We start from the raw sequence: 22,624 nt of genomic DNA, 5'->3' as shown, positions 1-22,624 counted from the left end.
TGTCATGGTTGGTTCCCTCACGCGAGTTTGCCGAACAGGCCTTGTGGCCGGATCAAAAGGACCAACGCCATCAATGCGAACATTACGATGGTGGCCATTTCCGGCGCGAACAGCGCGGTCATGCTGATCACGATTCCGACCACCAGACCGGCGATGATCGACCCCAGCAGCGAGCCAAGCCCACCGATAACGGTCACGACGAAGGCTTCCGCGAGCACCAGCGACCCCATTTCCGGATTGACGCTGCGCATCGGCCCCGACAGGACCCCGCCCAGCGAGGCCAACCCGACGCCGAGACCGAACACCAGCAACCACACCTTGCTGATATCGACGCCCAGCACCCGCATCATTGTCGGATCGCGGGCGCCGGCACGCACGATCAGCCCGAACCTGGTCTTCTCGAGGCCCAGCCACAGCAGCAGCACCACGATAAAGACGACGCCGACGACGAAGATTCGATAGATCGGGAAGAAGCCGACGCCAAGATCGAGCACGCCGGTGAGCGACGCCGGCGTCGGGAATGGGATGCCGTCACTGCCGAACACGATCCGCACGCCCTCCACGAGCACGTAGCTGAGCCCGAAGGTGAGCAGAAGCGGGTCGTCGATCGAGCGGCCATACAGCGGGCGCACCAGGAGATACTCGATCAACATCCCGAACAGGCCGATCATGAGCGGGGCGACTACCAGCCCCCACCAGAAACTACCGGTCAGCGACGCAATCCACAGTCCGGCGTAGGCGCCGACCATGAACAGCGCGCCGTGCGCGAAGTTCACAACGCCCAACATGCCGAAGATGATAGACAGGCCGAGCGCAGTGAGCACGAGGATCGCGCCGAGGGCAACTCCGGAGAAGAGCTGCATCAGGATGAGTTCGGTATCCATTGGGTAGTAGACGCTTTCGTTAGGCGGGGAACCCAAGCTCGGTGCAGCTGCGCAGCGCTTTCTCGGAGGAAGGCTCGTTGGCGACGACCTTGAACAGGTCGGCGTCGCTCTTCATGTCGGCCTTTTTCTGCGACTCGAGCACCAGGACGGACTGCACCGACTGGTGATCGCACTTCCGGTAGCTTTGCGGACCCTTGGCCACGTCGTACTTCAACCCCTCGAGCGCCGCGATCACCTTGTCGGTATCGGTGCCGCCGACCACCTGCATGGCCATCAGCAACGATGACAGGCCGGTATACCCATAGGCGCCGTAGTCGGTCGGAATCGCGCCACCATTGGCTGCCCGGTAGGCATCGTTGAATGCCTTCGCGCTCGGGAGCTGGCTCTCGAGGCCCCAGTAATAGTTCGCGCCACCGATGACGCCCTCGAACACATCGGGGCCGACCGCCAGCCGCTGATTATGCAGGATGACTGGCACGACAATCCTGGCCTGCTGCTTCAAGCCGAAATCAACGGCCTGCTTGATCGAATTCGCCTGGTCGCGGCCGAAATTGCTGATGCACAGGAAATCGGGTCGCATCGAACGCAAACGTGGCATGAAGGTAGAGTAATCGGCCGCGCCGAACGGATGCAGTATCTCGCCGACCGTTTCGGCCCCGATCGCCGCCTGCTCCCGCTTGAAGCCGCGCAACATTTCATGGCCGTAGGCATAATCGGCCACGAGATGCGCAACCTTGGTGCCCTTCTTGAAACTGTGCCGCGCCACGGCGCCCGCCGTCATATGCGGGTTGAGCGCCTCATGAAACGTATACTTGCTGAAGTCCTTGACCTCATTGATGGTGTCGGATTGGCTGATCGAGACGTAGATGACGCCACGTGCCCGCGTCACTTCGTTGACGGCGAGTTGCACCGCGCTCGACAATGATCCAACGACCGCATGCACCTTGTCCTTCTCGATGAGCTCCAGCGTGCGGGTCGCCGCCTCGCCGCCATTGAGTTTGTCGTCGCGAACCAGCAGTTCGATCTTGCGGCCGTTGATGCCGCCCTTGTCATTGAACTGCTTAACGGCGAGCTCTGCGCTCTTGACCTGATCCTTGGCCTCGGCCGCGAACGGTCCGGTGAGCGGCGTTGGAAATCCGATACGGATGGTATCATCGGCCGCCCGTGCGATCCACGGCATGGCGACGAGGCTGGCGCCGGCGCCCAGCCCCGCCAAGGCACGACGCCGCGAGATACTCGTCCGCGTGATGTTTCGAATGCTATCGGTCATGGTGTCCTCCGATCGAGTGCGTTTGTTTGTTCGTTAGATGTATCCAAGCGCCTTGAGAATTCGTGCAGGAGTCATTGGCAACTGCGCGATCGAGCCGCCGAACGGCGCCATCGCGTCGTTTACCGCGTTCAGTGCCGCTGCCGACGCGGCGGCGGTACCCGCTTCGCCAACGCCTTTCGCGCCGAGCTGGGTGTCGAGTGTCGGTGTCTCCACATGCCCGATCACGATGTCAGGCATCTCGACGGCCATCGGAACGAGGTAATCGGCGAGCGAGCCATTGGTGAGCTGGCCATTCTCGCCATACACGCATTCCTCGAAGAAGGCGGCGCCGAGCCCTTGAACGACGCCTCCGCGAATCTGCTCGTCAACCAGCAGCGGATTGATGATGCGCCCGCAATCCTCCACGACCCAAACCTTCAGGATGTTGACGAGGCCGGTTTCGACGTCGAGCTCAAGATGGCACCCCTGCACTCCATTGGTGAAGGCAAAGGGATAGCCCTGGGGCGCGTAGTGATGGGCGACTGAAAGTTGGGCCTGGGTACCGGGCGGCAGCGTGTCCGACCGGAAGTAGACGATCCGTGCGATTTCGGAGAGTTCAACGCGCTGGCGCAGCGTTGCCGTTTCGACGATCCAGCCGTTCTGGATGTCGAGATTCGCCGGCGCCTCTTGCAGAATGGCGCCCGCAACCGAAAGCACCTTCTCTTTCAGCTTTCTGGCCGCCTGCAATGCGGTTTCCCCGCCGATGCCGGCTCCGCGGCATGCGTAGGTGGCACCGCCATGCGGCGTCGTTTCGGTGTCGCCGGTGATGACCTTGATGCGATTACGGTCGACCCCGAGATGCTCGGCCACGATTTGCCCGATAATCGTTTCAGTGCCCTGTCCGAGTTCCGTCACCGAAATCAGGCAGCGAACATCGCCGGACGGCGTGATCTTGATGATCGCGCCGTCCTGCGAGGAAATCCGCGCACCACCGACGCCGTAGAATGCCGGGCCGGGATTGGTGATTTCGACGAAAGTCGCGATACCGATGCCGCGATGAATGCCTTTGGTCCGGAGTTCCGCCTGCTCGGCGCGCAGCTGGTCGTAGTCCATCATCTGCCGCAGCTTGGCGAGGCATGCATGGTGCGAGAGCGCTTCAAACTGGTAGCCCGTCGGCGACGTACAGGGATAGCCATCGTCGGGGATCAGGTTGCGGTTGCGAATCTCGAAAACGTCGCGCGCCGTTTTCCCGGCGATCATGTCGACGAGTCGTTCGGTGACCGTGCAGGCGATCGGATGCCCGACGGCGCGGTACTGACTCATCTGCACCTTGTTCTGGAACACCACCTGCAGATCGGCGCGGTAATTCCTGAGCAGGTAAGGCGCGCCCATCAACCGGTAAACTTGATTGCCCTCGACGACGCTCGTGCGCGGATAGGCGGAGAAGGCGCCGATGGCCGTCACATCTTCCACATCCATTGCTATAATTTCGCCGTAGGCATCAGCCGCCATGCGAGCCCGGACGCGATGATCCCTCGCATGGATGTCCGAGACGAAAGATTCGATGCGGTCGGCTACGTACTTCACCGGACGCCCAAGCATGATGCTGAGGCCGACCACGGCCATGTCCTCGTGGTACATATGAAGCTTCATGCCGAACGAACCGCCAATATCCGGCGCAATCACCCGCACACGGGATTCTGGAATGCCGTAATGGCGCGAATAGACGTTCTGGAACTGATAAGGCGTCTGCGTAGCATGATGCACTGTCAGCTGCGGCTCGCTGGCGTCATAATCCGCGATGATAGCGCGCGGCTCCATGGTCACAGCAGTATGACGCCCGAAGTGAAACTCCTCCTCGACGATATGCGCGGCGTTGGCGAAGACGTCGTCCACACCGCCGGTGTCGATCTTGCCGTGGAAGCAAAGATTGTCGCCCAGTGCAGGAGAGATGACAGGCGAACCGGGCTCGCGGGCGGCGTCGATATCGACGACAGTTGGAAGCTCCTCGAATTCGACATGGATGGTCTCGGCGGCGTCCTCGGCCAACGCCCTTGTCTCCGCGACGACGGCGACCACCGCCTGCCCCGACCACACGACCTTGTCGACAGGCAATGGCAGCTGCGGCGGCGATTTCATGCCCTTGAAATGCTCCATGGTCCCGACCCATGGTGTGCACAGCCGCGCCAGATCCCTGCCCGTGGCGACCAGTTTTACGCCGGGCATCTCGCGCGCGGCTTGCGCATCGATCGAGACGATCCGCGCATGGGCGTAAGGGCTGCGCACATAGGCGACATGCAGCATGCGCGGCAGCACGATATCGGTGACGTAACGGCCGCGGCCCGCCAGCAGCCGCTTGGCGTTGGGCCGCGGGACCGAGCGGCCAATGTAGGAGCTCGGACGATCGAGCGAGGTGAGTGCGTTCATGCGCTGGCCTCCTCACGCGTCTGCGCAATGGAGGCCGCGTCGCGGTCACGGGCGACGTTCTCGATCGCATCCACGATCGCTTCATATCCGGTACAACGGCAATAATTGCCCGACAGCGCATCGCGGATCTCGTCGCGCGTGGGAATTCCGGGCTGCGACAGCAGGCTGTAAGCCGTCATCAGCATCCCCGGCGTGCAGAAACCGCATTGCAAGGCATTACGTTGATGGAAGGCATCCTGAAGATCGGCAATCGCGGCGCGTTCGGTCAGGCCCTCCACGGTCTCGATCACCGAACCGCCCGCCTGCACCGCGAACATCAAGCATGAATGCACGACCCGTCCATCGACGACGACCAGGCAAGCCCCGCATACGCCCATTTCACAGCCCGTATGCGTCCCAGTGAGCTCCAGCGTCTCGCGCAGGAAGTCCGCCAGAGTGTCGCGCGGCTCAACACCGCACGACACTCTGTTTCCATTGACCGTCATGCTGACATTGACCGGTTCGCTCACGGGTCTTGCCTCATGACCTCGCCGAGCAGTCGCCCCAGCAGAACGCGCGCGAGGTGGCGCTTCATCGCAGGCGGCACATGCTCATCCTCGGGCGGGTCGAGGTCGCCGTCGACCAACGCCTGCGCTGCGGCCACCGCGGCCTCGTCCAAACGTTTTCCGATCAACGATTGCTCGGCCTGCCGGGCACGCAGCGGCGTGTTCCCAACGGAAAAGAACACGATGCGGGCCTGCGCGACCAGATCGTCCGCGACCTCGACCAGAACTCCGCAGCCGACAAGCGCATAGTCCCCGCGCCGACGGGAGAGTTCATGAAAGGCCCATCGATGTCCTGGCCGGATCACTGGCACGTGGATGGCGATGAGCAGCTCACCGGGTTCGATGGCGGTCTGAAACAGATCGATGAAAAAGTCATCGGCGGCGACGCGGCGCGTTCCCGTGCGGCTGACGAGTTCCAATTCGGCGCCCATCGCCAGTGTCATCGCAGGAAACTCCGACGCAGGATCGGAATGAGAGATGCTGCCACCGATCGTGCCTCTGTTCCGGATCGCCGGATGCGCGACGTGCGGCGCCGCCGCGTGATAGAGCGGCGCGTGACGAGCTATCAGCGGATCCGTCAGCACTTCGCAATGCCGGGTGAGCGCGCCGATGCGTAGCCAGTCCCCCTGTAGCTCAACGCCGCGAAGCGCCTCGATATGGGCAATGTCGATCAGCAGTTGCGGCGCCTGCAAACGCAAGGCGAGCGCCGGAACCAGACTCTGGCCGCCAGCAATGTAGCTCGCATCTTCGCGAGAACTCGCGAATGCCTCCAGCGCCTCCATGACGGTGGAGGGCCGTGCGTAGCTAAATGCCCGCGCCTTCAAAGCGAACTCCCGCCTGTTTGATCCAACCAAATTTGTGACCACTTGGTCTCACATTTACAGCACGGCAGTTTTCCCAAGTCAACTAAAACCGACCATTTGGTCACTTTTAAGAAATGGAGTATCGGTATGGTTTCCGCCACACGAAGCGCGAAATGGCAAAGAAAACAGTAAGATCAACGAAGAAGGCGCCGCGCCGCAATATGCGCGCCGCTGAACGAGAACGTTTCATCGTCGATGAAGCCGTGCGATTTTTTGCCGAGCAGGGATTCGGCGGACAAACGCGCGAGTTTGCCAAGCGCATGGGCATTACCCATTCCGCGATCTACCGCCACTTCCCGAGCAAGGAGGCTTTGATCGAGCGGGTGTATGAAGAGATCTATCTCAGCCGGTGGTCGCCATCATGGAGCGACCTGATCCGCGACCGGAGTCTGCCACTCCAGGCGAGGCTGACAAGATTCTATCTGGAGTACGTCGAGCGAGTGTTCGAATACAACTGGGTCAGGATATTCGTCTTCTCTGGAATGAAGTCTTTTGACATCACCAAACGCTATCTCGAGATCATTCGAAAGGAAATCATCGAGCCCGCCTGCTGCGAAATGCGGCACGACCTCAAGCTACCTCCGATCGATGAAGTAAAACTCTCGGAACGCGAGGTGGAAATGTTCTGGGGCTTGCATGGTCGCATCTTCTACATTGCCATCCGGCGTTTCGTCTATCAGACCCCGACGCCGACGCAGCTGGATGACGTCGTCGTTGACGCCGTCAGGGTATTTCTCGAAGGCTCGAAGCCTCTGATGTGTGAGCTTGTCTCATCCAGAAGTAAGCCCTGATCTCGATGCGCAATGCGTTTCGCTCGGCACGCTCAAGTCGATAGTGGCCGCCAACTTATGCGGCCCTAATCGGGTAGGTATTTGCTTCGATAACCGCGGCTTCTTCGCCAGCGATCGGTCTCATTAATGACGACCGCCAACGGTGCGGCCGAGCTAAGAATCGAGTTGCAACAGCCGCATCGCATTGCCGCCGGCTAATTGCGCCAATGTCGTCTCGTCCATGCCGTCGACACCGGCGATGTGACCGATCGGATTGTATTCGGCCATGTCATAGGGATAGTCGGTACCCATCAGGATCCGATCGGGACCGAACAGGTTGAGCAAATAGGCCAGTTGGTGATAGCTGAAGACAACGGTGTCGAGATAGACCTGACGCAAATACGTTGTCGGCTGCAGCGGTAGATCACCACGGGAATCTTGCCGTGCGCCCCATGCATGGTCGATGCGACCCGAATAGGCCGGCAGATAGCCGCCACCATGCACAGCCATCAGTTTCAGGTCAGGAAAACGCGCCAACGTTCCGCTAAAGATCAGGTTGTGCAGCGCTAGCGTGGTCTCGAGCGGGTTGCCCACTATGTTGTTGAAGTAAAATTTCGTCAGACGCTCTCCGTGCGTGAAACCATTGGGATGCAGCATGATGAATGCACCGAGCTCCTCGGCCCTGGCGAAGAATGGGCGGTAAGCCGGATCGGACAACTCCCTCCCATCGACGTTGGTCAAAATCTGAACACCCTTCAGTTTCAGGTGGGTTATGACATAATCGAGTTCGCGCACGGCCAACTCGGGCTCTTGCAGCGTAATCCCACCCAGGCCAAGAAACCGATCAGGCCGGCGCGAGCAGAATTCCGCCATGCCATCATTGGCGATGCGATGTGCTTGTTCGGCGATTTTCGTATCGAGATGATAGTAGCATTGCCCTGGCGCGGGAGCGACAACCTGGATATCGATGCCCATCTTGTCGAGATCACGCATTCGCCGGTCAATTGTGGTCATCACCTCCATGATATCTTTTTCTTGACCGGCATTGATCGCCTTGGTCGCGTCGTCGGCGAAGTGGGCCAGCGAAATACGGCTGATGTCGATGTGAGGCTGTGCAACCCTGGCGGCTTCGCGGACAAAGATGTGCGAATGAATATCGATCGTCGGGGACGACGGACGCCGGGCGCGACCGTCAGCGTCATGGATGCGGGCTGCGGTAAGGCCATAGCGATTTTTGCGGTCGATCATTGACATGTCCCGTTCTTGAAGATCGTCGAAACGACTGTGCTCAGGCCTGCATTGCCGTCCATTCCAGCGCGGTGCTGAACCGTTTAACGGCCGCTGAAACGTGAGCCTTCAGCAAGCTGACCGCGCGGCGCGAGTCTCGCGCCTGAAGCGCTGAAATGATGGCGTTGTGCTCCTCGACGAACTTGTGTGCCTTGGGTCCGCGAACCGCGGCTACGCTCATCCTGACAAGACGTTCAGTCTCCTCGATCAGCTCGCAGGTAGTCCGTGCCATCCGGTCGTTGTTGGAGCATCGCGCGAGAACGCAGTGAAATTCCTGGTTGTAGTTGATGAACTCGTTTTCGTAGTCGCCATCGAACTCGCGAAACCGATCGAGCGCCTTCAATTCCTCGTCGGACGCGCTCTTGGCCGCCTCCGCGATACACGCGAGTTCGAGCGCCTGGCGAAACGCAAAGATCTCGTTGGCATCCCGCAACGACACTGGCGACACGCGATAGCCCTGACGAGGAATGACGATCACCAGTCCTTCGCTGACAAGGTGCTGGAGCGCCTCGCGCACCGGCGACTTGCTGACATCGAACTGCTGGGCGAGTTCCTGCTCGCGCAATTCGCGGCCGGGCGGCAGATCACAAGTCAGAATACCCCGCCTCAGGAAATCGTAGATTCGCTGTCCCTGCATCTCAGTCACATTGCCATTTTTTCAAAATCGTAAGATATCACGATTCTAGTCGAACTCCCTACCCCTCGGATCGTATTGCTATTTCTGTCCAATTTCACCAATAAAATGGCTTAAACTCGGAGTTTTTATCTAGCAATTGACTCCTGGGATCGTTCGGTGACATCCTAAAAAGAGGTAAAATTATAAAATGAGATGTATCAAGCCTCGGCTCAAGGGAGATTCAGCATGGTGCGTACCCGCATCTTTCTATCGACGACAATCCTCACCGCGTGGACGGCTTTGACGCCGCTGCAGGCTGCCGAAGCGCTCAAAGTCGGCTTTATGACGGTCAGGTCAGGCGCGTTGGCCGCCGGCGGCCGGCAAATGGAAGAAGGCCTGAAGCTGTGTATGGACGAGCACCGCGGCGAAATGGCCGGGCGCAAGATCGAGATCATCACCGCCGATACGGCTGGCCAACCTGCCGTGACCAAGACCAAGGCCCAGGAACTGGTCGAACGCGACGGCGCGCAGGTGCTAATCGGTCCGCTGGCGGCCTTCGAGGCGCTCGCTATCGACGATTATATCCGGCAAACCAAGACGCCGATCATCTCGCCTTCTGCTGCCGCAGAGGATTTGACCCAGCGCAAGCCCAATCCCTGGTTCGTGCGCGCTGTCGGCACGTCGGCGCAGGCGCATCACCCACTCGGCGAATATGCCGCGAAGGATTTGCACTACAAGAAGATCGCGATCGTCGCCGACGACTTCGCATTTGGCCATGAAATTGCGGCTGGCTTCCAGCGCTCGTTCGAGCAGAACGGCGGCAAGATCGTCCAGAAGCTGTGGTCGCCGCTCAACGCCGCGGAATACGGTACCTACATTACGCAGATCGATCCGAGCGTCGATGCAGTCTTCGCGGCGTTTGCTGGGGGTAACGGCATCAAGTTTCTCGGTGAATACAAGAACTACGGCATGCAGAAACCGGTTCTCGGCGCCATGACGACCGTCGACGAAGGCATTCTCAAGCGCATGGGCGAAGAGGCGGTCGGCGTGATCTCGTCGGGTTGGTACAGCGCCGCAACAGATACTCCCGCCAACAAGAAGTTCGTAGAAGCCGTGCGCAAGGCCTACAGCGCCGATCCGGGCTACTACACCGTCGGCGCTTACATGGCCTGTCAGTTCCTCAACAACGCGCTGGAACAGGTCAAGGGCGACATCTCCGACAAGGCCGCCTTCATGAAGGCCTTGCGCAACGTCAACATTTCCCAAAGTCCCTATGGCCCGGTAAAGCTCGACACATACGGTCAGCCGATCCTCGATGTCGCGATCCGCAAGGTCGAGAAAAAGGACGGAAGATTGCAGAACACCGTCATCAAGACCTATCCAGCGGTGAACCAGTTCTGGACCTACGGGCCGGACGAATTCCTCAAGAGCCCCGTCTATTCGCGCGACTGGGCGCCGGCGAAGTAATTCGCATCGCCGGGAGGGATCCGCATGAATTTCTGGATCATTCAGGGTTTGAACGGTCTGGCGTTCGGATCCCTCCTGTTCATTCTGGCGTCAGGCTTTTCGCTGATCTTCGGCCTGATGCGCATCGTCAATCTCTCGCATGGCGCATACTTCATGCTCGGCGCCTATGTCGGACTGTCGGCGATCGGGGCCGGCGTGAATTTCTGGATCGCGATCCTGATCGGCGGCGGCGCGATCTGCATCCTCGGGACAGTGATCGAGCGCTTCATCCTGCGCCGGCTGAACGGCCAGCCGCTGGCGCAGGTGCTGGTGACGCTCGGTATCGCGTTCATCATCGCCGACACCTGCGTCTGGATCTGGACCGGCGATCCGCGTCCGGTGCCGATGCCCAGGGAATTGGCGGGCGCGTTTCGCGTCTCGAATCTGGCGTTTCCGATCTATCGCCTGTTCGTGATTGGCGTAGCGTTCGCGCTGGCTGCCGCACTCTGGTTCCTGCTTGAACGCAGCCGCCTCGGCGCAATGATCCGCGCCGGCGTCGACGATCTGCCCATAGCCCGCGCCATGGGCATCCGGACTTCGCTACTGTTCTCCGCGGTATTCTGTCTCGGCTCGGCGCTGGCGGGCGCCGGAGGCGTGCTGGCCGGACCGATCCTTTCGGTGTATCCCGGCCTCGATTCCGACATGCTGCCGCTTGCGCTGGTCGTCGTCATTCTGGGCGGCGTCGGCAGTCTGCTCGGCGCATTTGTCGGCAGCCTGATCATCGGTTTCATCTACAGCTATGGGCAGGCGCTGTTTCCGGATCTCGCCTACGTGATCCTTTTCCTGCCAATGGTCCTGGTGCTCACCCTGCGGCCGACCGGCCTGTTCGGAAGGCAGGCCATTTGATGCGCGCCCCGTCCTTCAACGTGCTGTCATGGCTCTTTGCGATCGCCGCGCTGCTGGCGCTGCCGTGGCTGGTGACATCGGATTACTACGTCAACATCGCAAGCCAGGTCGTGATCGCGGCAATTCTCGCACTCAGCCTCAATCTGCTGATCGGCTTCGGCGGCATGATATCGCTAGGTCATGCCGCCTATCTCGGCGTGACGGCCTATCTGTCTATTTACCTCACCGCCCATGCAGGTTTCGGGCATCTTGCGGGCGCACTGATCGCCATCGGAGCGACGACAGTGCTGGCGATGCTGTTCGGTTTTCTGGCGCTACGCGCATCAGGTCTCGGATTTCTGATGATTACGCTGGCGCTTGGCCAGATCCTGTGGGGCGTTGCCTATCGATGGGCCAGCCTGACCGGCGGCGACAACGGGCTGGGCGGACTCAAGCGGCCTCACCCATTTGGCCTCAACCTGATGGACCCCGCCATTTTCTATTATTTCGTTCTGGCCTTCCTCGGTCTAGCGCTGTGGTGCATCGCGCGCTTCATCCGGTCGGCACTCGGGCAAAGCCTGCAAGGCACTCGCGATCAGCCGCGACGCATGCGGGCGCTGGGTTATAATGTGTGGCTAATTCAGTGGCTGAGCTTTGTGTTCGCCGGTTTCTGGGGGGCGGTCGCCGGCCTGCTCTATGCTTATTACCACCAGTTTGTCAGCCCCCAGACGCTGCATCTCACGACGTCGGCCGAAACGCTGCTGATGGTCATCGCCGGCGGCACCGGCACGCTGCTTGGGCCCGTGGTCGGCGCCGCGCTGGTGGTCATCCTCAAGAATGTCGTCAGCGCCTACATCACACGCTGGCTAATTCTGCTTGGCGTCATTTTTGTCGTGATCGTCTTGTTCATGCCCGAAGGTCTGGTGCCGGGCATTACGCGCTGGGTGCGCTCCTTGAGGAACCGGCCAAGCGCAGACAAGGGTGCGGATACGCTCTCCATCGCCAAGGACTCCGCCCGATGACGACACCTGTTCTGGAGGTCACCGGACTTTATCGCTTCTTCGGCGGGCTGCCAGCCGTCCGCGATGTCTCGATGCGTATTCCGGCTGGAGAACGGCGGCTGCTGCTCGGCCCCAACGGTGCCGGCAAGACGACGTTCTTCAATCTCATCGCGGGCGACTTCTCGCCGTCGCAGGGCGAAATCCGGATCTTCGGGCAGAACGTGACCAGGAAGTCCGCCAACCAGCGCACCCATCTCGGCATGGCGAGAACCTACCAGATCATCACGCTGTTTTCGAAGAACACGCTGCTCCACAACGTCGTCATCTCACTCGTCGGCCTGCGGGAAATTCGCTTCAATCCATGGTCCGATCTGCGCCGCCAGACGCCGCTCTGGGATGAAGCGCGCGCAACCCTTGCCCTTGTCGGCCTCGAACATCTTGCGGACCGAACCGTGGCGGAGACGAGCTATGGCGAACGGCGGCGGCTCGAGATCGCGATGGCGCTCGCGCAAAGGCCAAAACTCCTGCTGCTCGACGAGCCGTTGGCTGGCCTTTCCGCCGACGAACGTCAGGACGTTCAGCGTCTGCTTCAATCCATTCCGCGCGACGTTACCATTGTCCTGATCGAACACGACATGGACGTCGCCCTCGCCTTCGCCGACGTGATCACGGTGATGCAGCACGGACAGGTCGTCGTGGAAGGAAGCCGCGCCGACGTGGTCGCCGATCCGAGGACCCGGGAGGTGTATCTTGGACACTGACGCGCTCACGATCAGCGGCCTCAACGCTTTCTACGGCGAAAGCCACGTCCTGCACGACCTGTCCTTCAATGTGAAGAAGGGGCACGTCCTTGGACTGCTCGGTCGCAACGGCGCCGGCAAGACTACCTGCATCGGTGCGATCATGGGGCTGATCAAGGCCAAGGCCACGCGCATCGATCTGTTTGGCCAGTCCATCGCGGGCCTGTCACCTGAGGCCATTTCGCTGAAGGGCGTCGGCCTCGTGCCGCAAGGAAGGCGTATCTTTCCGTCGTTGACCGTATTCGAGAACCTAACGGTGGCGGCTCGGCGCGGCAAGACCGGTGACAACAGCGGCTGGGGTCTCGAGCAGGTCTATGCGACCTTCCCCCGGCTGTCGGAACGCCAGCGGCAACTGGCCGGCTCACTGTCCGGCGGCGAACAGCAGATGCTCGCGATCTGCCGGGCCTTGATGACAAATCCGCGCGTGATTCTGTTTGACGAGCCTTCGGAAGGATTGGCGCCCCAGATCGTCGCAGAGGTCGCAACGGTTCTGAAGCAACTTCGCAGCAGCGGCCTTTCGATCATTCTCGTCGAACAGAACATCAAGCTGGCGCTGGACATCGCGGACGAAGTCGTTGTTCTCAACACCGGCTACGTCGCACACGCCGGAGGCGTTGACTCGTTGCGCTCCAACGATCGTCTGGTCGAGCAGTTGCTCGGCGTTTATTGAAAGGCTGAAGAATGGCATCCGTTCGCTTGCGTGAGGGGGTCCTTGATATCGTCGAAACGGGCGCCGGTAAACCAATCGTGCTGCTGCACTCGTTGCTTGCAGATCGAGCCATATTCGACAAGATCGTCCCTGCGCTTGCACAGCAGCGACGTGTCATTGTTCCCGATCTGCCGGGATTTGGCGGGTCGTCATCGGCCGGCGCCACCATCGAGGGGATTGCCGATCGCATTGCCGGCCTGTTCGATGCGCTCGGCCTTGAAACGACGGCCGACGTCCTCGGCAATGGCTTCGGCGGCTTTGTCGCCAGCACGCTGGCCATTCGCTATGGCGCGCAATTCGACCGGCTGGTCCTGGCCGACACCGGCGTCGGCTTCTCACCGGAAGGCAAGCAGTCGTTCTATGCGATGGCTGAACGCGTGCGCCAAAGCGGCATGGAAGCGATCGTCGATGTGGCTCTGAAACGGCTGTTTCCGGAAGACTTCATCGCAGTCAATCCTGACATTATGGTCGAGCGGCGCAATGCGCTGGTCAAGACCAATCCGGAATTTTTCGCCGAAGCATGTCACGCGCTGGCAGCCCTCGATCTGGCCGCCGATATCGGGAAGGTTCGTAACCCGACACTGGTGGTGGTGGGCGAACGGGACGCCGCGACGCCGCCTGAAATGGCGCGCACGCTGGCAAGAGCGCTGCCAAAAGCCGACCTTATCGAAATGCCAGGATGCGGCCATGCTCCGATGGCGCAGGCCCCCGAAGCGTTCATCAAGGTTATCGCGAAGTTCCTCGACCTGAAGTAAATCTGATGAAAGCATCGCCCTTTCAATATCACCGTCCGCAAACGCGCGAAGAACTCGGTGCGCTGCTGGCCCGTCTGGACAACGCCAAGATTCTTGCGGGCGGACAGTCATTGATGCCGATGATGAATTTGCGGGTGATCGCACCCGACCATCTGATCGACATCAACCGCATTCCCGAACTCGCGGGAATAAAGGAAACGGCGGACGGTATCGAGATCGGCGCGATGACCCGCCAGACGGACGTGCTGTCGTCGGAGATCGTTCGATCCCGACTCCCGCTTCTAGCGCGCGCGCTCGAGCATGTCGGCCATATTCAGACCCGCGCCCGCGGTACGATCGGCGGGAGCTGCTGCCACCTCGATCCTTCGGCCGAGCAGCCCGCAATCTGCGCGGCCTTTGAGGCGGACTTCGTCGTCTCGGGGCCAGACGGCCGCCATGTCGTTCCCGCAAGCGCGTGGTTTGAAGGATTGTTGCAGTCTGCTCTTGGCGAGCAGGAATTTCTCGAAGCGCTTCGCTTCAAGCCATGGGCCAACGGCCACGGCTACGGTTTCGCGGAATATGCGCGGCGGCATGGTGACTTCGCCGTTGCGGGCGGTGCTGCCCTTCTCGAGGCCGACAGGGACGGCCGGATTACGCGCGCAGCGCTTCTGTCATTCGGTGTCGAGGCTTCTCCACGACGATTAGCCGATGCCGAGGGAGCGTTACTCGGTCAGCATGTTGACAGTCTCGACATCGAACCCGTCGTTGCCGCAGCCAGCGCGCTCGATGCGATGGAAGACGTCCATGTGACCGCCGACTATCGACGTCATCTGGCCGGCGTGCTGATCCGCCGGGCGTTGAACGAGGCCTGCACTACAATGCGGCGGCCGTCATGACCGAACATTCCGTGACATTCACGCTCAACGGCGAACGACGCGAGGCCAAGGTCGATCCGCGGATTCATCTGGGCGACTTTCTGCGGCACTCGCTCGGGCTGACCGGCACGCATCTTGGCTGCGAGCACGGTGTCTGCGGCGCGTGCACCGTGATCGTGAACGGCGCGCCGGTGCGATCGTGCCTCATGCTGGCGGTTCAGATCGACGGCACCGTTGTGGAAACTGTCGAGGGCCTAGGCAAGCCTGGAGCGCTGTCGATACTACAGCAGGCTTTCGCAACCAATCATGGCCTGCAGTGCGGATTCTGCACTCCGGGGATGCTGATGACACTCGAAGCCTACTTGCGCGCCACGCCCGCGCCGACCGAGCAGGACGTCAGGATCGCGATCTCAGGCAACATCTGCCGCTGCACCGGCTATGAGGGCATCGTGCAGGCGGCGCTGGACGTCGCAGCTACCAAGGCAGACCGGACATGAGCGCACGCTACTTTGGAGCGGCTGTCGCCCGCCTGGAAGATGCACGCCTGCTGGCGGGCAAAGGCCAATATGTCGACGATATCGAGCTGCCCGGCATGCTGCATGCCGCCTTTGTGCGCGCGAGCTTTGCCCATGGCAGGATCCGCAGCATCGACACGAGCGACGCCCTCGCGATGGCGGGCGTGACCGCGATCTACACAATGGCGGATTTCGAGGACATCGCACACGGCCCGATGCCTCCAATTGCACCGCATCCGCTTCTGAAGACGCCGATCACCTATCATCCCGTGGCCGACACGGAGGTTCGTCATGTCGGCGAAGCCATCGCCATCGTTCTAGCCGATAACCGCGCCAACGCCGAGGATGCCGCTGCCGCAGTGACGCTCGATATCGAGTACTTGCCCGCGGTGTCGGATGCCGCCCTCGCCTGCGAGCCCAATTCACCCAAGGCGCACTCACAACACGCCAGCAATATCGCAGCCACGATGAAGGCTGGCTTCGGTGACTGCACAGGGGTATTCGCCAAAGCGGATCATGTGCTGACCGAGCATTTCGACATTCATCGCGGCGGCTGCCATTCGATGGAATGCCGCGGCGTGGTCGCAAACATCGATCTGCTGACCGATACGCTGACCATCTCGACCTCCTCGCAATCGCCCTACATGGTCCGGCGGCATCTCGCCGCCTATCTGAAGCGCGACGAGAACGACATTCGGGTTATGACGCCCGATGTTGGCGGCGGGTTCGGGCCGAAGGCTAACGTTTATGCCGAGGAATTCGCCGTCGCGCTCGCCGTCATCAAGAGCCGACGTCCCGTGAAATGGATCGAGGATCGCCAGGAGCATTTTGTCGCCACGACTCAACAACGCGGCCAGACCTGGACGCTGGACGTCGCCTTCGACAATGACGGACGTATGCGCGCGATCCGCGGGCGCTGTATTCACGACAATGGCGCCTACGCCCCCTATGGCCTGATCCTACCCGCCACCGCCCTCGCCAGCTTTCCTGGTCCCTATGCCCTCGAAGCACTTGATCTGTCGATCGATGTCGTCCTCACCAACCTGGTGCCAACGTCGCCGGTACGTGGGGCTTGCCGACCCAATGTCGCATTCCTGCTCGAGCGCCTCGCCGACCGCGTCGCGCGCCATCTTGGCATGGACCGGCAGGAGGTTCGGCGCCGCAGTTTCATCCGCGCCGACCAGATGCCCTACACCACTGGCATGAAGGCACGCGACGGTTCGCCGATCTCCTATGATAGCGGCGATTATGTCGGCGCGCTGAATCTCGTTCTCGACAAGATCGACGCGGCGAATTTCCAAGCGCGGCGCAGCGAAGCCAACCGACGCGGCAAGCTGCGCGGGCTGGGTATCGCATCCTGCGTCGAAGACACCGGACTCGGGCCGTTCGAAGGGGCATCCGTTCGCGTGACGCCGGCCGGCAAGGTTATCATCGCCACCGGCGCATCCAGCCAGGGCCAGGGCCATCGTACGGCATTTGCGCAGATTGCCGCAGAGGCGCTGGGCGTTGAACTCGAAGACGTGACGGTTGAAAGCGCCGATACCGCTAAATTCCCACTCGGCATCTCTACCATCGCTAGCCGCATTGCGGTCACGGCAGGCTCTTCGGTGCAACTTGCTGCGCACAAGGTGCGGGCCAAGGCCATCGCCTTCGCGTCACATCTGCTCGAAGTGGACGAACACGACCTGGAGCTCGACGGAGGTGCAGTGCACGTGAAGGGCATTCCGGAGATGAAAATCAAACTGTCCGAGATCGCTCGTACGCTTTCTGGAAATACAGGAGTACCGTTGCCGGGCGACATGGAGCCTGATCTTGCTGCGACGGCATATTTCAACTCCAATGCCCTGACATTTGCCTACGGCGCAAACGCCTGCGAGGTCGAAGTCGACCCCGAAACCGGAGATGTCAGCGTAGTTCGCTACGTAGTGGTCCACGATTGCGGCAGGCTGATCAATCCAATGATTGTCGACGGCCAGATCCGTGGGGGCGTCGTACACGGCATTGGCAATGCGCTATTTGAGCGCATGATCTACGACGAAGAAGGACAGCCGCTCACGACCACTTACGGCGACTATCTCCTGCCGATGGCTTCGGAAATGCCGAGGATCGAAATCTTTCATATGGAAACGCCTTCCCCGCGGAATCCGATCGGCGTCAAGGGCGCGGGTGAAGGTGGCACCATTCCGGCCGCCGCATGCGTGATATCAGCCGTAGAGGATGCTCTGGGACCGGACGGACCGTTTATTTCGTTTCATCCGATCTCGCCTCAGCACATCGTGACATGGCTGGACGGGAACTGACGAGAAGCCCGCAAGGCTATTCAGCATCGTAAGTCCGTCGCCGAGATACTCGCATCAATGTCCGCGCATAGCGTCTGCCGGAATAGACGCCCAGCGCAACGTCTCTCACGCGTACGGCCTTCGAATTCGACCACGGCTTGTGCTCAACAAGCGCTTCGCTTGGCGAGCGACCAACGCTTAGCGGGCGCCTCCGCACACCAGCTGTCTTTGGATTTTCTTTGATCTCTCGGTGCACACATCGTGCACACGGCGCCTTCTAATGCATTGAAATATTTGAACTCTCGCTCCAATCCATCATTGGCTGTACCAGTGAGGCTGCACACGATCCTGTGCGAATTGGCAGGCCAACACAACGCGAAATACCGAGCGGCCTGTGCTATCGATCGGTTATCGATCAGGGTAGCACTCCCCAAGCGGAGTCGCATCGCACAGTCGCTCGGCTGACATACCAACGTCGTATCTCAAGGACAAACCGCTGGGATAGCTCGATCTGTTCCCTTGCGTGCTGCCGGGGCCGCTTCGAACGCTTGCTTTCCCTTTGCTGCCCACAGCGCTCGCGCCTGTTCGCCCTGATTGCTTTGCAACTTGTTGGCGATCCAGAGTAGCGCACCGAGAATGGTGGCGCGGTCGTCGCCGGTCAGGTCCACGACACCAGCTTTCACGACGAGTCCGCCGAGTTCGATGAGATGCCGCGTTCGCTTGCGGCGCTCGACCTGCCATGTGCGCATGTCATGTCGCGCCCTTGCGGCCTGACACCGGTTGCGCACCGCCCGGTTGCGCCGGAGCGATGCCGGCGTCGCGGTCAGTTGCCGGTGCAGATCGCCGCGACCGTCCCTGAAAGAACGCGGCCCCGCGCCTGGCCCATGCCTCCCTCTTTCCCGCCTCTTTCGTCTCGGTCAGCACGATCAACGCGCCTGCCAGTTCATTGGCAGTGAATGTATCGACCCCGGTGGCGATGACCAGTTCACCGAGCTGCTGCACCTTGCGGATTTTCAGCGCACGCGCCTTGTCTTCCAGCGCCTTCAGTTCCGCGTCAAAGTCCCGTGGCTTGCGCATGTGCCATCTCCAAAGCTGTTGACGCAGCTGTTATAGTTGAGCGCGTGACCAAACGCTGTAAGGTTGCCGGGACAGTCCGGGACGGCGTGGGCAGTCCCGAGAAATTAGTTTCGAGGGCGCGCTTATACGTCGTTCCGACGTACACTTGGCCGTGTCAATGATCCGGTCGCGATGGCGATCTATCATCTTCACGTCAAGGTCATTGGCCGCAAGGCCGGGAGCAGCGCAGTAGCGTCCGCCGCCTACCGCTCGGGGTCGCGGCTGCGCGACGAGCGCCTGGACGGCAGCCACGATTTTTCCGCCAAGCACGGCGTCGTCCATTCTGAAGTCATGCTGCCGGAGCACGCTCCCGAGAAATGGAGTGACCGCGAGCGACTGTGGAACGATGTCGAGGCGTTCGAAGTCCGCAAGGACGCGCAGCTTGCCCGCGAGGTCGAATTCGCCCTTCCGCGGGAGATGACGCAGGCTCAGGGCATCAAACTGGCCCGGGACTTCGTGCAGTCTGAGTTTGTGGATCGGGGCATGATCGCCGATCTTAACGTACACCGGGATATCGGCGAAGACGGCCTCGCCAAACCCCATGCCCATGTCATGCTGAGCATGCGGTCAGTCAACGAAGACGGTTTTGGCCCGAAAGTGCGGGAGTGGAACCGCACGGAGATGGTGGAGCGTTGGCGTGAGCGCTGGGCGGAGTTGGCCAATGAACGTCTGGCCGAACTCGATATCGACGCGCGCATCGATCATCGCAGTCTTGAGGCGCAGGGCATTGCACTGGAGCCGCAAAGCCAGATCGGCGCCCCCGCGCAGCGCATCGAGAATGGAGGCGTGGAAGCCGCCGACCGCGCGGAAATGCACCGTGAGATCGCGCGCGGCAATGGCGAGCGCATCATTGTCGATCCTATGGTGGGGCTGGATGCCATCACGCAGCAGCAGTCGACCTTCACGCGTCGCGAAATGGCAAAGTTTGCGCACCGGCACAGTGACGGGATCGACCAGTTCAACGAGGTGATGGGCGCGATGGGCAGCGCGCCCGATCTGGTCCAACTCGGCAAGGACGGACGCGGCGAGGACCGTTTCACCACCCGGCGGATGATCGAGGCCGAACGGCGCCTGCACCGCGCTGCGGAATCGATGGACGGACGGGAACGCCATCACGTGAATGACAGGCACCGCCAGACCGCCCTGGTCCATGCCGAACAGCGCGGCCTTGTCCTGTCCGGCGAGCAGGTAGACGCGCTGGCGCATGTCACGGATGGACACGATCTGTCGGTCGTGGTCGGCCATGCCGGGACGGGAAAGAGCGCAATGCTGGGCGTGGCGCGGGAGGCCTGGGAAGCGGCCGGTTACGAGGTCCGGGGCGCGGCGCTGTCCGGCATTGCGGCCGAGAATCTGGAAGCGGGATCGGGCATCGCGTCCCGCACCATCGCCAGCCTTGAACATGGCTTGGGCCAGGGCCGCGACCTGCTCACGTCGCGCGATGTCCTTGTCATCGACGAGGCCGGCATGGTCGGTACGCGCCAGTTGGAACGGGTACTGTCCCACGCGGCAGAGGCCGGGGCCAAGGTCGTGCTGGTCGGCGACATCTGGCAGTTGCAATCCATCGAGGCCGGTGCGGCGTTCCGGTCGATCCACGATCGCCATGGCGGTGCGGAAATCGGCGAGGTACGCCGCCAGCGCGAGGACTGGCAGCGGGAGGCCACACGGGATCTGGCAACCGGCAGAACCGGCATTGCGCTGGAAGCCTATCGTACCCGTGGCAGCGTGCATGAGGCCGAAACCCGCGAGCAGGCGCGCGGCGATCTGATCGATCGCTGGGACCGCGACCGGCAGGCGACGCCGGACCGGAGCCGGATCATTCTCACCCATACCAACGATGAGGTACGCGCCCTCAATGAGGCCGCGCGCGAGCGGATGCGGGCTGCCGGCGATCTCGGCAATGAGGTGCGTCTGACGGTCGAGCGCGGCGCGCGAGACTTCGCCAGCGGGGATCGCGTCATGTTCCTGCAGAACGAGCGCGGGCTTGGCGTGAAGAACGGCACGCTTGCGACCATCGAACGGGTCAGCACACAGTCCATGTCCGTGCGTACCGAAGACGGGCGGAATGTCGCCTTCGACTTCAAATACTATAATCGGATCGACCATGGCTATGCCGCAACCATCCATAAGGCGCAGGGCATGACGGTGGACCGCACCCATGTTCTGGCGACACCGGGCATGGACGCTCACGGCAGCTATGTCGCCTTGTCGCGGCACCGTGACGGCGTGGACCTGCATTACGGCCGCGACGATTTTGCCAGTCAGGACCGGCTTACCCGCACCCTGTCGCGCGACCGGTCCAAGGACATGGCGTCGGATTATGAGCGGGCCGATCCCGCCCAAAACTATGCCGAGCGGCGGGGCATCACTTTCCGCGAGCGCGTGGCCGAGATCGTGCGCAAGGTCGTACCGGAGAAGGTACGCAACATGTTCGACGGCCTGCGGCCGTCTGCCGAAGCCGTGCCTGGCCCGGACGACGCGCGGAGGCTGGAACGGGAAGCGCCGGAAAGGAAGGCGGCGGAAGACCCGGAAGCGGCGCTGCGTAAGGCCCGCACCGATGCCCTGAAACGTCATGCCGGCGCCGTGGATGCGATCTTCGGTGTGCAGGAGCGGGGCGGCAAGGCCAGCCCGACGCAGGTGAGGGAATTGCAGGAGGCCCGCAAGGTCTTCGAGGCGGTGCGCCCCCATGGCTCGCACGACGCCGAAGCCGCCTACAAGAGGAACCCAGAACTTGTTCGCGAGGCGGCCGGCGGCCAGGTCAACCGCGCCATCCGCGCGCTCCAACTCGAAACCGAAATCCGTACCGATCCGAGCCGCCGCGCCGACCGTTTCGTGGAACGTTGGCAGAAGCTCGACCGAGCCAGCCAGCGTCAGTATCAGGCGGGTGACATGTCGGGCTACAAGGCGACGCGCTCGGCGATGGGCGACATGGCCAAAAGCCTGCAACGCGATCCGCAGCTTGAATCCCTGCTCGCCAACCGTAAGCGCGAACTCGGCATCGGCGGCAATTTCGGCTCGGGCCGTCGGCTGGGCGACGAACTCGCCTTCACACACGGTATCGACCTGGGCAGAGGCCGCAGCATCGGACTCTGAACCCGCCGATTTGCCGCCACCTCTACGCCACCGCGCTATGCCGTGCCGAACGCCGTTGCATTCATCTGAATGCCTGTCCTGTCTTGGCCCCAGCAGCCGTCAGAAACAGTCAGCAGGAGGCAGGCCAGCCGTGCGAGAACCGGACCGTATCATCCGTTTGAAGACCGTCCTGGCCCGAACCGGGCTGTCCCGCTCCACCATCTACCGCAAGATCGCCGAGGGCACGTTCCCGCCCCAGATCAGGATCAGCGTCAACGGCGCGGGATGGAAGGAATCCGAGATCAACCGATGGGTCGCTGATCCGGTTGGATGGCGTCCGAAGCGCGAGTCAGATGCGGAGTGACGAGGTCTGTGCTCGCTTGCTGCTGACAGGCAGTGAACCGGACCGGCGTCAGGCCGTAAAGGCTGGCGCTGTCGCACCCCCGCTTCGCGGCATAGGCCATGACCGCCAGACGCCGCCCCGGGGGTGGCATATAAAGCAGACAAAAGCGGATTGGATACGCACAGCGCTCGCAACCCACGACGAAGGGATA

The 22,624-nt window shown here is 61.5% G+C and carries 22 protein-coding genes; 12 read left to right on the top strand and 10 right to left on the bottom strand.

The genetic code is table 11. From position 1 onward, the window contains the following. Nucleotides 1-17 precede the first annotated feature (17 nt). Genes ACT4OC_RS31940 through ACT4OC_RS31920 form a run of 5 tightly spaced genes read right to left on the bottom strand, consistent with a single transcriptional unit; the run spans nt 18 to nt 5,929 of the window. Nucleotides 18-884: a branched-chain amino acid ABC transporter permease gene (locus tag ACT4OC_RS31940; protein ID WP_444843054.1), complete on the bottom strand. Its 867-nt coding sequence runs from the start codon at nt 882-884 to the stop codon at nt 18-20. A 19-nt stretch (nt 885-903) separates the two neighbouring features. Continuing rightward, entirely contained in the window at nt 904-2,154 is a 1,251-nt protein-coding gene (locus tag ACT4OC_RS31935; RefSeq protein ID WP_444843053.1) for an ABC transporter substrate-binding protein, read from the bottom strand. A gap of 33 nt (nt 2,155-2,187) precedes the next feature. Further along, on the bottom strand, nt 2,188-4,560 hold the full coding sequence (locus tag ACT4OC_RS31930) for a xanthine dehydrogenase family protein molybdopterin-binding subunit (RefSeq protein ID WP_444843052.1): 2,373 nt from the start codon (nt 4,558-4,560) through the stop codon (nt 2,188-2,190). Beyond that, on the bottom strand, nt 4,557-5,045 hold the full coding sequence (locus ACT4OC_RS31925) for a (2Fe-2S)-binding protein (protein WP_444843060.1): 489 nt from the start codon (nt 5,043-5,045) through the stop codon (nt 4,557-4,559). Before ACT4OC_RS31925 ends, ACT4OC_RS31930 begins: the two co-directional genes overlap by 4 nt. A 20-nt stretch (nt 5,046-5,065) precedes the next feature. After that, on the bottom strand, nt 5,066-5,929 hold the full coding sequence (locus tag ACT4OC_RS31920; protein ID WP_444843051.1) for an FAD binding domain-containing protein: 864 nt from the start codon (nt 5,927-5,929) through the stop codon (nt 5,066-5,068). 152 nt (nt 5,930-6,081) lie between these two features. On the opposite strand from ACT4OC_RS31920, the gene ACT4OC_RS31915 reads away from it, so the two are divergent. Then, nucleotides 6,082-6,759 carry a TetR/AcrR family transcriptional regulator gene (locus tag ACT4OC_RS31915; RefSeq protein ID WP_444843050.1) on the top strand — a complete coding sequence of 226 codons (678 nt, stop codon included), beginning with the start codon at nt 6,082-6,084 and terminating at the stop codon, nt 6,757-6,759. A 153-nt stretch (nt 6,760-6,912) separates the two neighbouring features. On the opposite strand, the gene ACT4OC_RS31910 is transcribed toward ACT4OC_RS31915, so the two are convergent. Both ACT4OC_RS31910 and ACT4OC_RS31905 read right to left on the bottom strand, forming a co-directional pair. Next, nucleotides 6,913-7,986: an amidohydrolase family protein gene (locus tag ACT4OC_RS31910; RefSeq protein ID WP_444843049.1), complete on the bottom strand. Its 1,074-nt coding sequence runs from the start codon at nt 7,984-7,986 to the stop codon at nt 6,913-6,915. Nucleotides 7,987-8,026: 40 nt separating this feature from the next. After that, the gene (locus ACT4OC_RS31905) at nt 8,027-8,662 is read right to left on the bottom strand and encodes a GntR family transcriptional regulator (RefSeq protein ID WP_444843059.1); all 636 of its coding nucleotides are present in this window, start codon (nt 8,660-8,662) and stop codon (nt 8,027-8,029) included. A 225-nt stretch (nt 8,663-8,887) separates the two neighbouring features. Here ACT4OC_RS31905 and ACT4OC_RS31900 point away from each other — a divergent pair, with 225 nt between their 5' ends. From ACT4OC_RS31900 to ACT4OC_RS31860, 9 genes are read left to right on the top strand one after another with little or no spacing between them, the layout of a single operon-like run. Then, nucleotides 8,888-10,108: an ABC transporter substrate-binding protein gene (locus tag ACT4OC_RS31900; protein WP_444843048.1), complete on the top strand. Its 1,221-nt coding sequence runs from the start codon at nt 8,888-8,890 to the stop codon at nt 10,106-10,108. Between the two features lie 24 nt (nt 10,109-10,132). Then, a complete protein-coding gene (locus ACT4OC_RS31895; RefSeq protein WP_444843047.1) occupies nt 10,133-10,993 on the top strand; it encodes a branched-chain amino acid ABC transporter permease in 861 nt (286 codons plus the stop codon). Continuing rightward, complete coding sequence (locus ACT4OC_RS31890; RefSeq protein WP_444843046.1) at nt 10,993-11,994, top strand: branched-chain amino acid ABC transporter permease; 1,002 nt, start codon at nt 10,993-10,995, stop codon at nt 11,992-11,994. The genes ACT4OC_RS31895 and ACT4OC_RS31890 overlap by 1 nt, the downstream gene beginning before the upstream one ends. Then, nucleotides 11,991-12,734, top strand: a complete 744-nt coding sequence (locus ACT4OC_RS31885; protein WP_444843045.1) for an ABC transporter ATP-binding protein — start codon at nt 11,991-11,993, stop codon at nt 12,732-12,734. The genes ACT4OC_RS31890 and ACT4OC_RS31885 overlap by 4 nt, the downstream gene beginning before the upstream one ends. Next, the gene (locus ACT4OC_RS31880) at nt 12,724-13,443 is read left to right on the top strand and encodes an ABC transporter ATP-binding protein (RefSeq protein ID WP_444843044.1); all 720 of its coding nucleotides are present in this window, start codon (nt 12,724-12,726) and stop codon (nt 13,441-13,443) included. Before ACT4OC_RS31885 ends, ACT4OC_RS31880 begins: the two co-directional genes overlap by 11 nt. Nucleotides 13,444-13,454: 11 nt before the next feature. After that, nucleotides 13,455-14,237 (top strand): alpha/beta fold hydrolase, encoded by a 783-nt coding sequence (locus ACT4OC_RS31875; RefSeq protein WP_444843043.1) that lies wholly within the window; start codon nt 13,455-13,457, stop codon nt 14,235-14,237. Nucleotides 14,238-14,242: 5 nt separating this feature from the next. Continuing rightward, complete coding sequence (locus ACT4OC_RS31870) at nt 14,243-15,112, top strand: FAD binding domain-containing protein (protein WP_444843042.1); 870 nt, start codon at nt 14,243-14,245, stop codon at nt 15,110-15,112. Continuing rightward, nucleotides 15,109-15,588, top strand: coding sequence for a (2Fe-2S)-binding protein (locus tag ACT4OC_RS31865; protein ID WP_444843041.1), 480 nt, complete (start codon nt 15,109-15,111; stop codon nt 15,586-15,588). The genes ACT4OC_RS31870 and ACT4OC_RS31865 overlap by 4 nt, the downstream gene beginning before the upstream one ends. Then, nucleotides 15,585-17,906 (top strand): molybdopterin cofactor-binding domain-containing protein, encoded by a 2,322-nt coding sequence (locus ACT4OC_RS31860; RefSeq protein WP_444843040.1) that lies wholly within the window; start codon nt 15,585-15,587, stop codon nt 17,904-17,906. Before ACT4OC_RS31865 ends, ACT4OC_RS31860 begins: the two co-directional genes overlap by 4 nt. 461 nt (nt 17,907-18,367) lie before the next feature. Here ACT4OC_RS31860 and ACT4OC_RS31855 read toward each other — a convergent pair whose 3' ends face one another. Beyond that, nucleotides 18,368-18,634, bottom strand: a complete 267-nt coding sequence (locus ACT4OC_RS31855) for a conjugal transfer protein TraD (protein WP_444843039.1) — start codon at nt 18,632-18,634, stop codon at nt 18,368-18,370. A 1-nt stretch (nt 18,635) separates the two neighbouring features. Next, nucleotides 18,636-18,962 carry a conjugal transfer protein TraD gene (locus tag ACT4OC_RS31850; RefSeq protein ID WP_444843038.1) on the bottom strand — a complete coding sequence of 109 codons (327 nt, stop codon included), beginning with the start codon at nt 18,960-18,962 and terminating at the stop codon, nt 18,636-18,638. A gap of 171 nt (nt 18,963-19,133) precedes the next feature. Here ACT4OC_RS31850 and traA point away from each other — a divergent pair, with 171 nt between their 5' ends. After that, complete coding sequence (traA, locus tag ACT4OC_RS31845; RefSeq protein ID WP_444843037.1) at nt 19,134-22,091, top strand: Ti-type conjugative transfer relaxase TraA; 2,958 nt, start codon at nt 19,134-19,136, stop codon at nt 22,089-22,091. Nucleotides 22,092-22,221: 130 nt separating this feature from the next. After that, entirely contained in the window at nt 22,222-22,434 is a 213-nt protein-coding gene (locus ACT4OC_RS31840; protein WP_444843036.1) for a helix-turn-helix transcriptional regulator, read from the top strand. Here the strand turns inward: ACT4OC_RS31840 and ACT4OC_RS31835 are convergent. Beyond that, nucleotides 22,373-22,624 (bottom strand): hypothetical protein (locus tag ACT4OC_RS31835; protein ID WP_444843064.1); only part of this gene is annotated, 252 nt, incomplete at its 5' end. The two genes, ACT4OC_RS31840 and ACT4OC_RS31835, sit on opposite strands and share 62 nt — an antisense overlap.

It is taken from the genome of Bradyrhizobium sp. (genome assembly GCF_052389815.1).
GTDB lineage: Bacteria > Pseudomonadota > Alphaproteobacteria > Rhizobiales > Xanthobacteraceae > Bradyrhizobium.
Note: the sequence above shows the minus strand (reverse complement) of the source record. Positions and strands in the feature narration are given on the sequence as shown.

Bases quoted from the DNA above. Each gene is read 5' to 3' on its own strand.
- ACT4OC_RS31940 (WP_444843054.1), bottom strand. From the start codon at position 884: ATGGATACCGAACTCATCCTGATGCAGCTCTTCTCCGGAGTTGCCCTC.
- ACT4OC_RS31935 (WP_444843053.1), bottom strand. From the start codon at position 2,154: ATGACCGATAGCATTCGAAACATCACGCGGACGAGTATCTCGCGGCGT.
- ACT4OC_RS31930 (WP_444843052.1), bottom strand. From the start codon at position 4,560: ATGAACGCACTCACCTCGCTCGATCGTCCGAGCTCCTACATTGGCCGC.
- ACT4OC_RS31925 (WP_444843060.1), bottom strand. From the start codon at position 5,045: ATGACGGTCAATGGAAACAGAGTGTCGTGCGGTGTTGAGCCGCGCGAC.
- ACT4OC_RS31915 (WP_444843050.1), top strand. From the start codon at position 6,082: ATGGCAAAGAAAACAGTAAGATCAACGAAGAAGGCGCCGCGCCGCAAT.
- ACT4OC_RS31910 (WP_444843049.1), bottom strand. From the start codon at position 7,986: ATGATCGACCGCAAAAATCGCTATGGCCTTACCGCAGCCCGCATCCAT.
- ACT4OC_RS31905 (WP_444843059.1), bottom strand. From the start codon at position 8,662: ATGCAGGGACAGCGAATCTACGATTTCCTGAGGCGGGGTATTCTGACT.
- ACT4OC_RS31900 (WP_444843048.1), top strand. From the start codon at position 8,888: ATGGTGCGTACCCGCATCTTTCTATCGACGACAATCCTCACCGCGTGG.
- ACT4OC_RS31895 (WP_444843047.1), top strand. From the start codon at position 10,133: ATGAATTTCTGGATCATTCAGGGTTTGAACGGTCTGGCGTTCGGATCC.
- ACT4OC_RS31890 (WP_444843046.1), top strand. From the start codon at position 10,993: ATGCGCGCCCCGTCCTTCAACGTGCTGTCATGGCTCTTTGCGATCGCC.
- ACT4OC_RS31885 (WP_444843045.1), top strand. From the start codon at position 11,991: ATGACGACACCTGTTCTGGAGGTCACCGGACTTTATCGCTTCTTCGGC.
- ACT4OC_RS31875 (WP_444843043.1), top strand. From the start codon at position 13,455: ATGGCATCCGTTCGCTTGCGTGAGGGGGTCCTTGATATCGTCGAAACG.
- ACT4OC_RS31870 (WP_444843042.1), top strand. From the start codon at position 14,243: ATGAAAGCATCGCCCTTTCAATATCACCGTCCGCAAACGCGCGAAGAA.
- ACT4OC_RS31865 (WP_444843041.1), top strand. From the start codon at position 15,109: ATGACCGAACATTCCGTGACATTCACGCTCAACGGCGAACGACGCGAG.
- ACT4OC_RS31860 (WP_444843040.1), top strand. From the start codon at position 15,585: ATGAGCGCACGCTACTTTGGAGCGGCTGTCGCCCGCCTGGAAGATGCA.
- ACT4OC_RS31855 (WP_444843039.1), bottom strand. From the start codon at position 18,634: ATGCGCACATGGCAGGTCGAGCGCCGCAAGCGAACGCGGCATCTCATC.
- ACT4OC_RS31850 (WP_444843038.1), bottom strand. From the start codon at position 18,962: ATGCGCAAGCCACGGGACTTTGACGCGGAACTGAAGGCGCTGGAAGAC.
- traA (WP_444843037.1), top strand. From the start codon at position 19,134: ATGGCGATCTATCATCTTCACGTCAAGGTCATTGGCCGCAAGGCCGGG.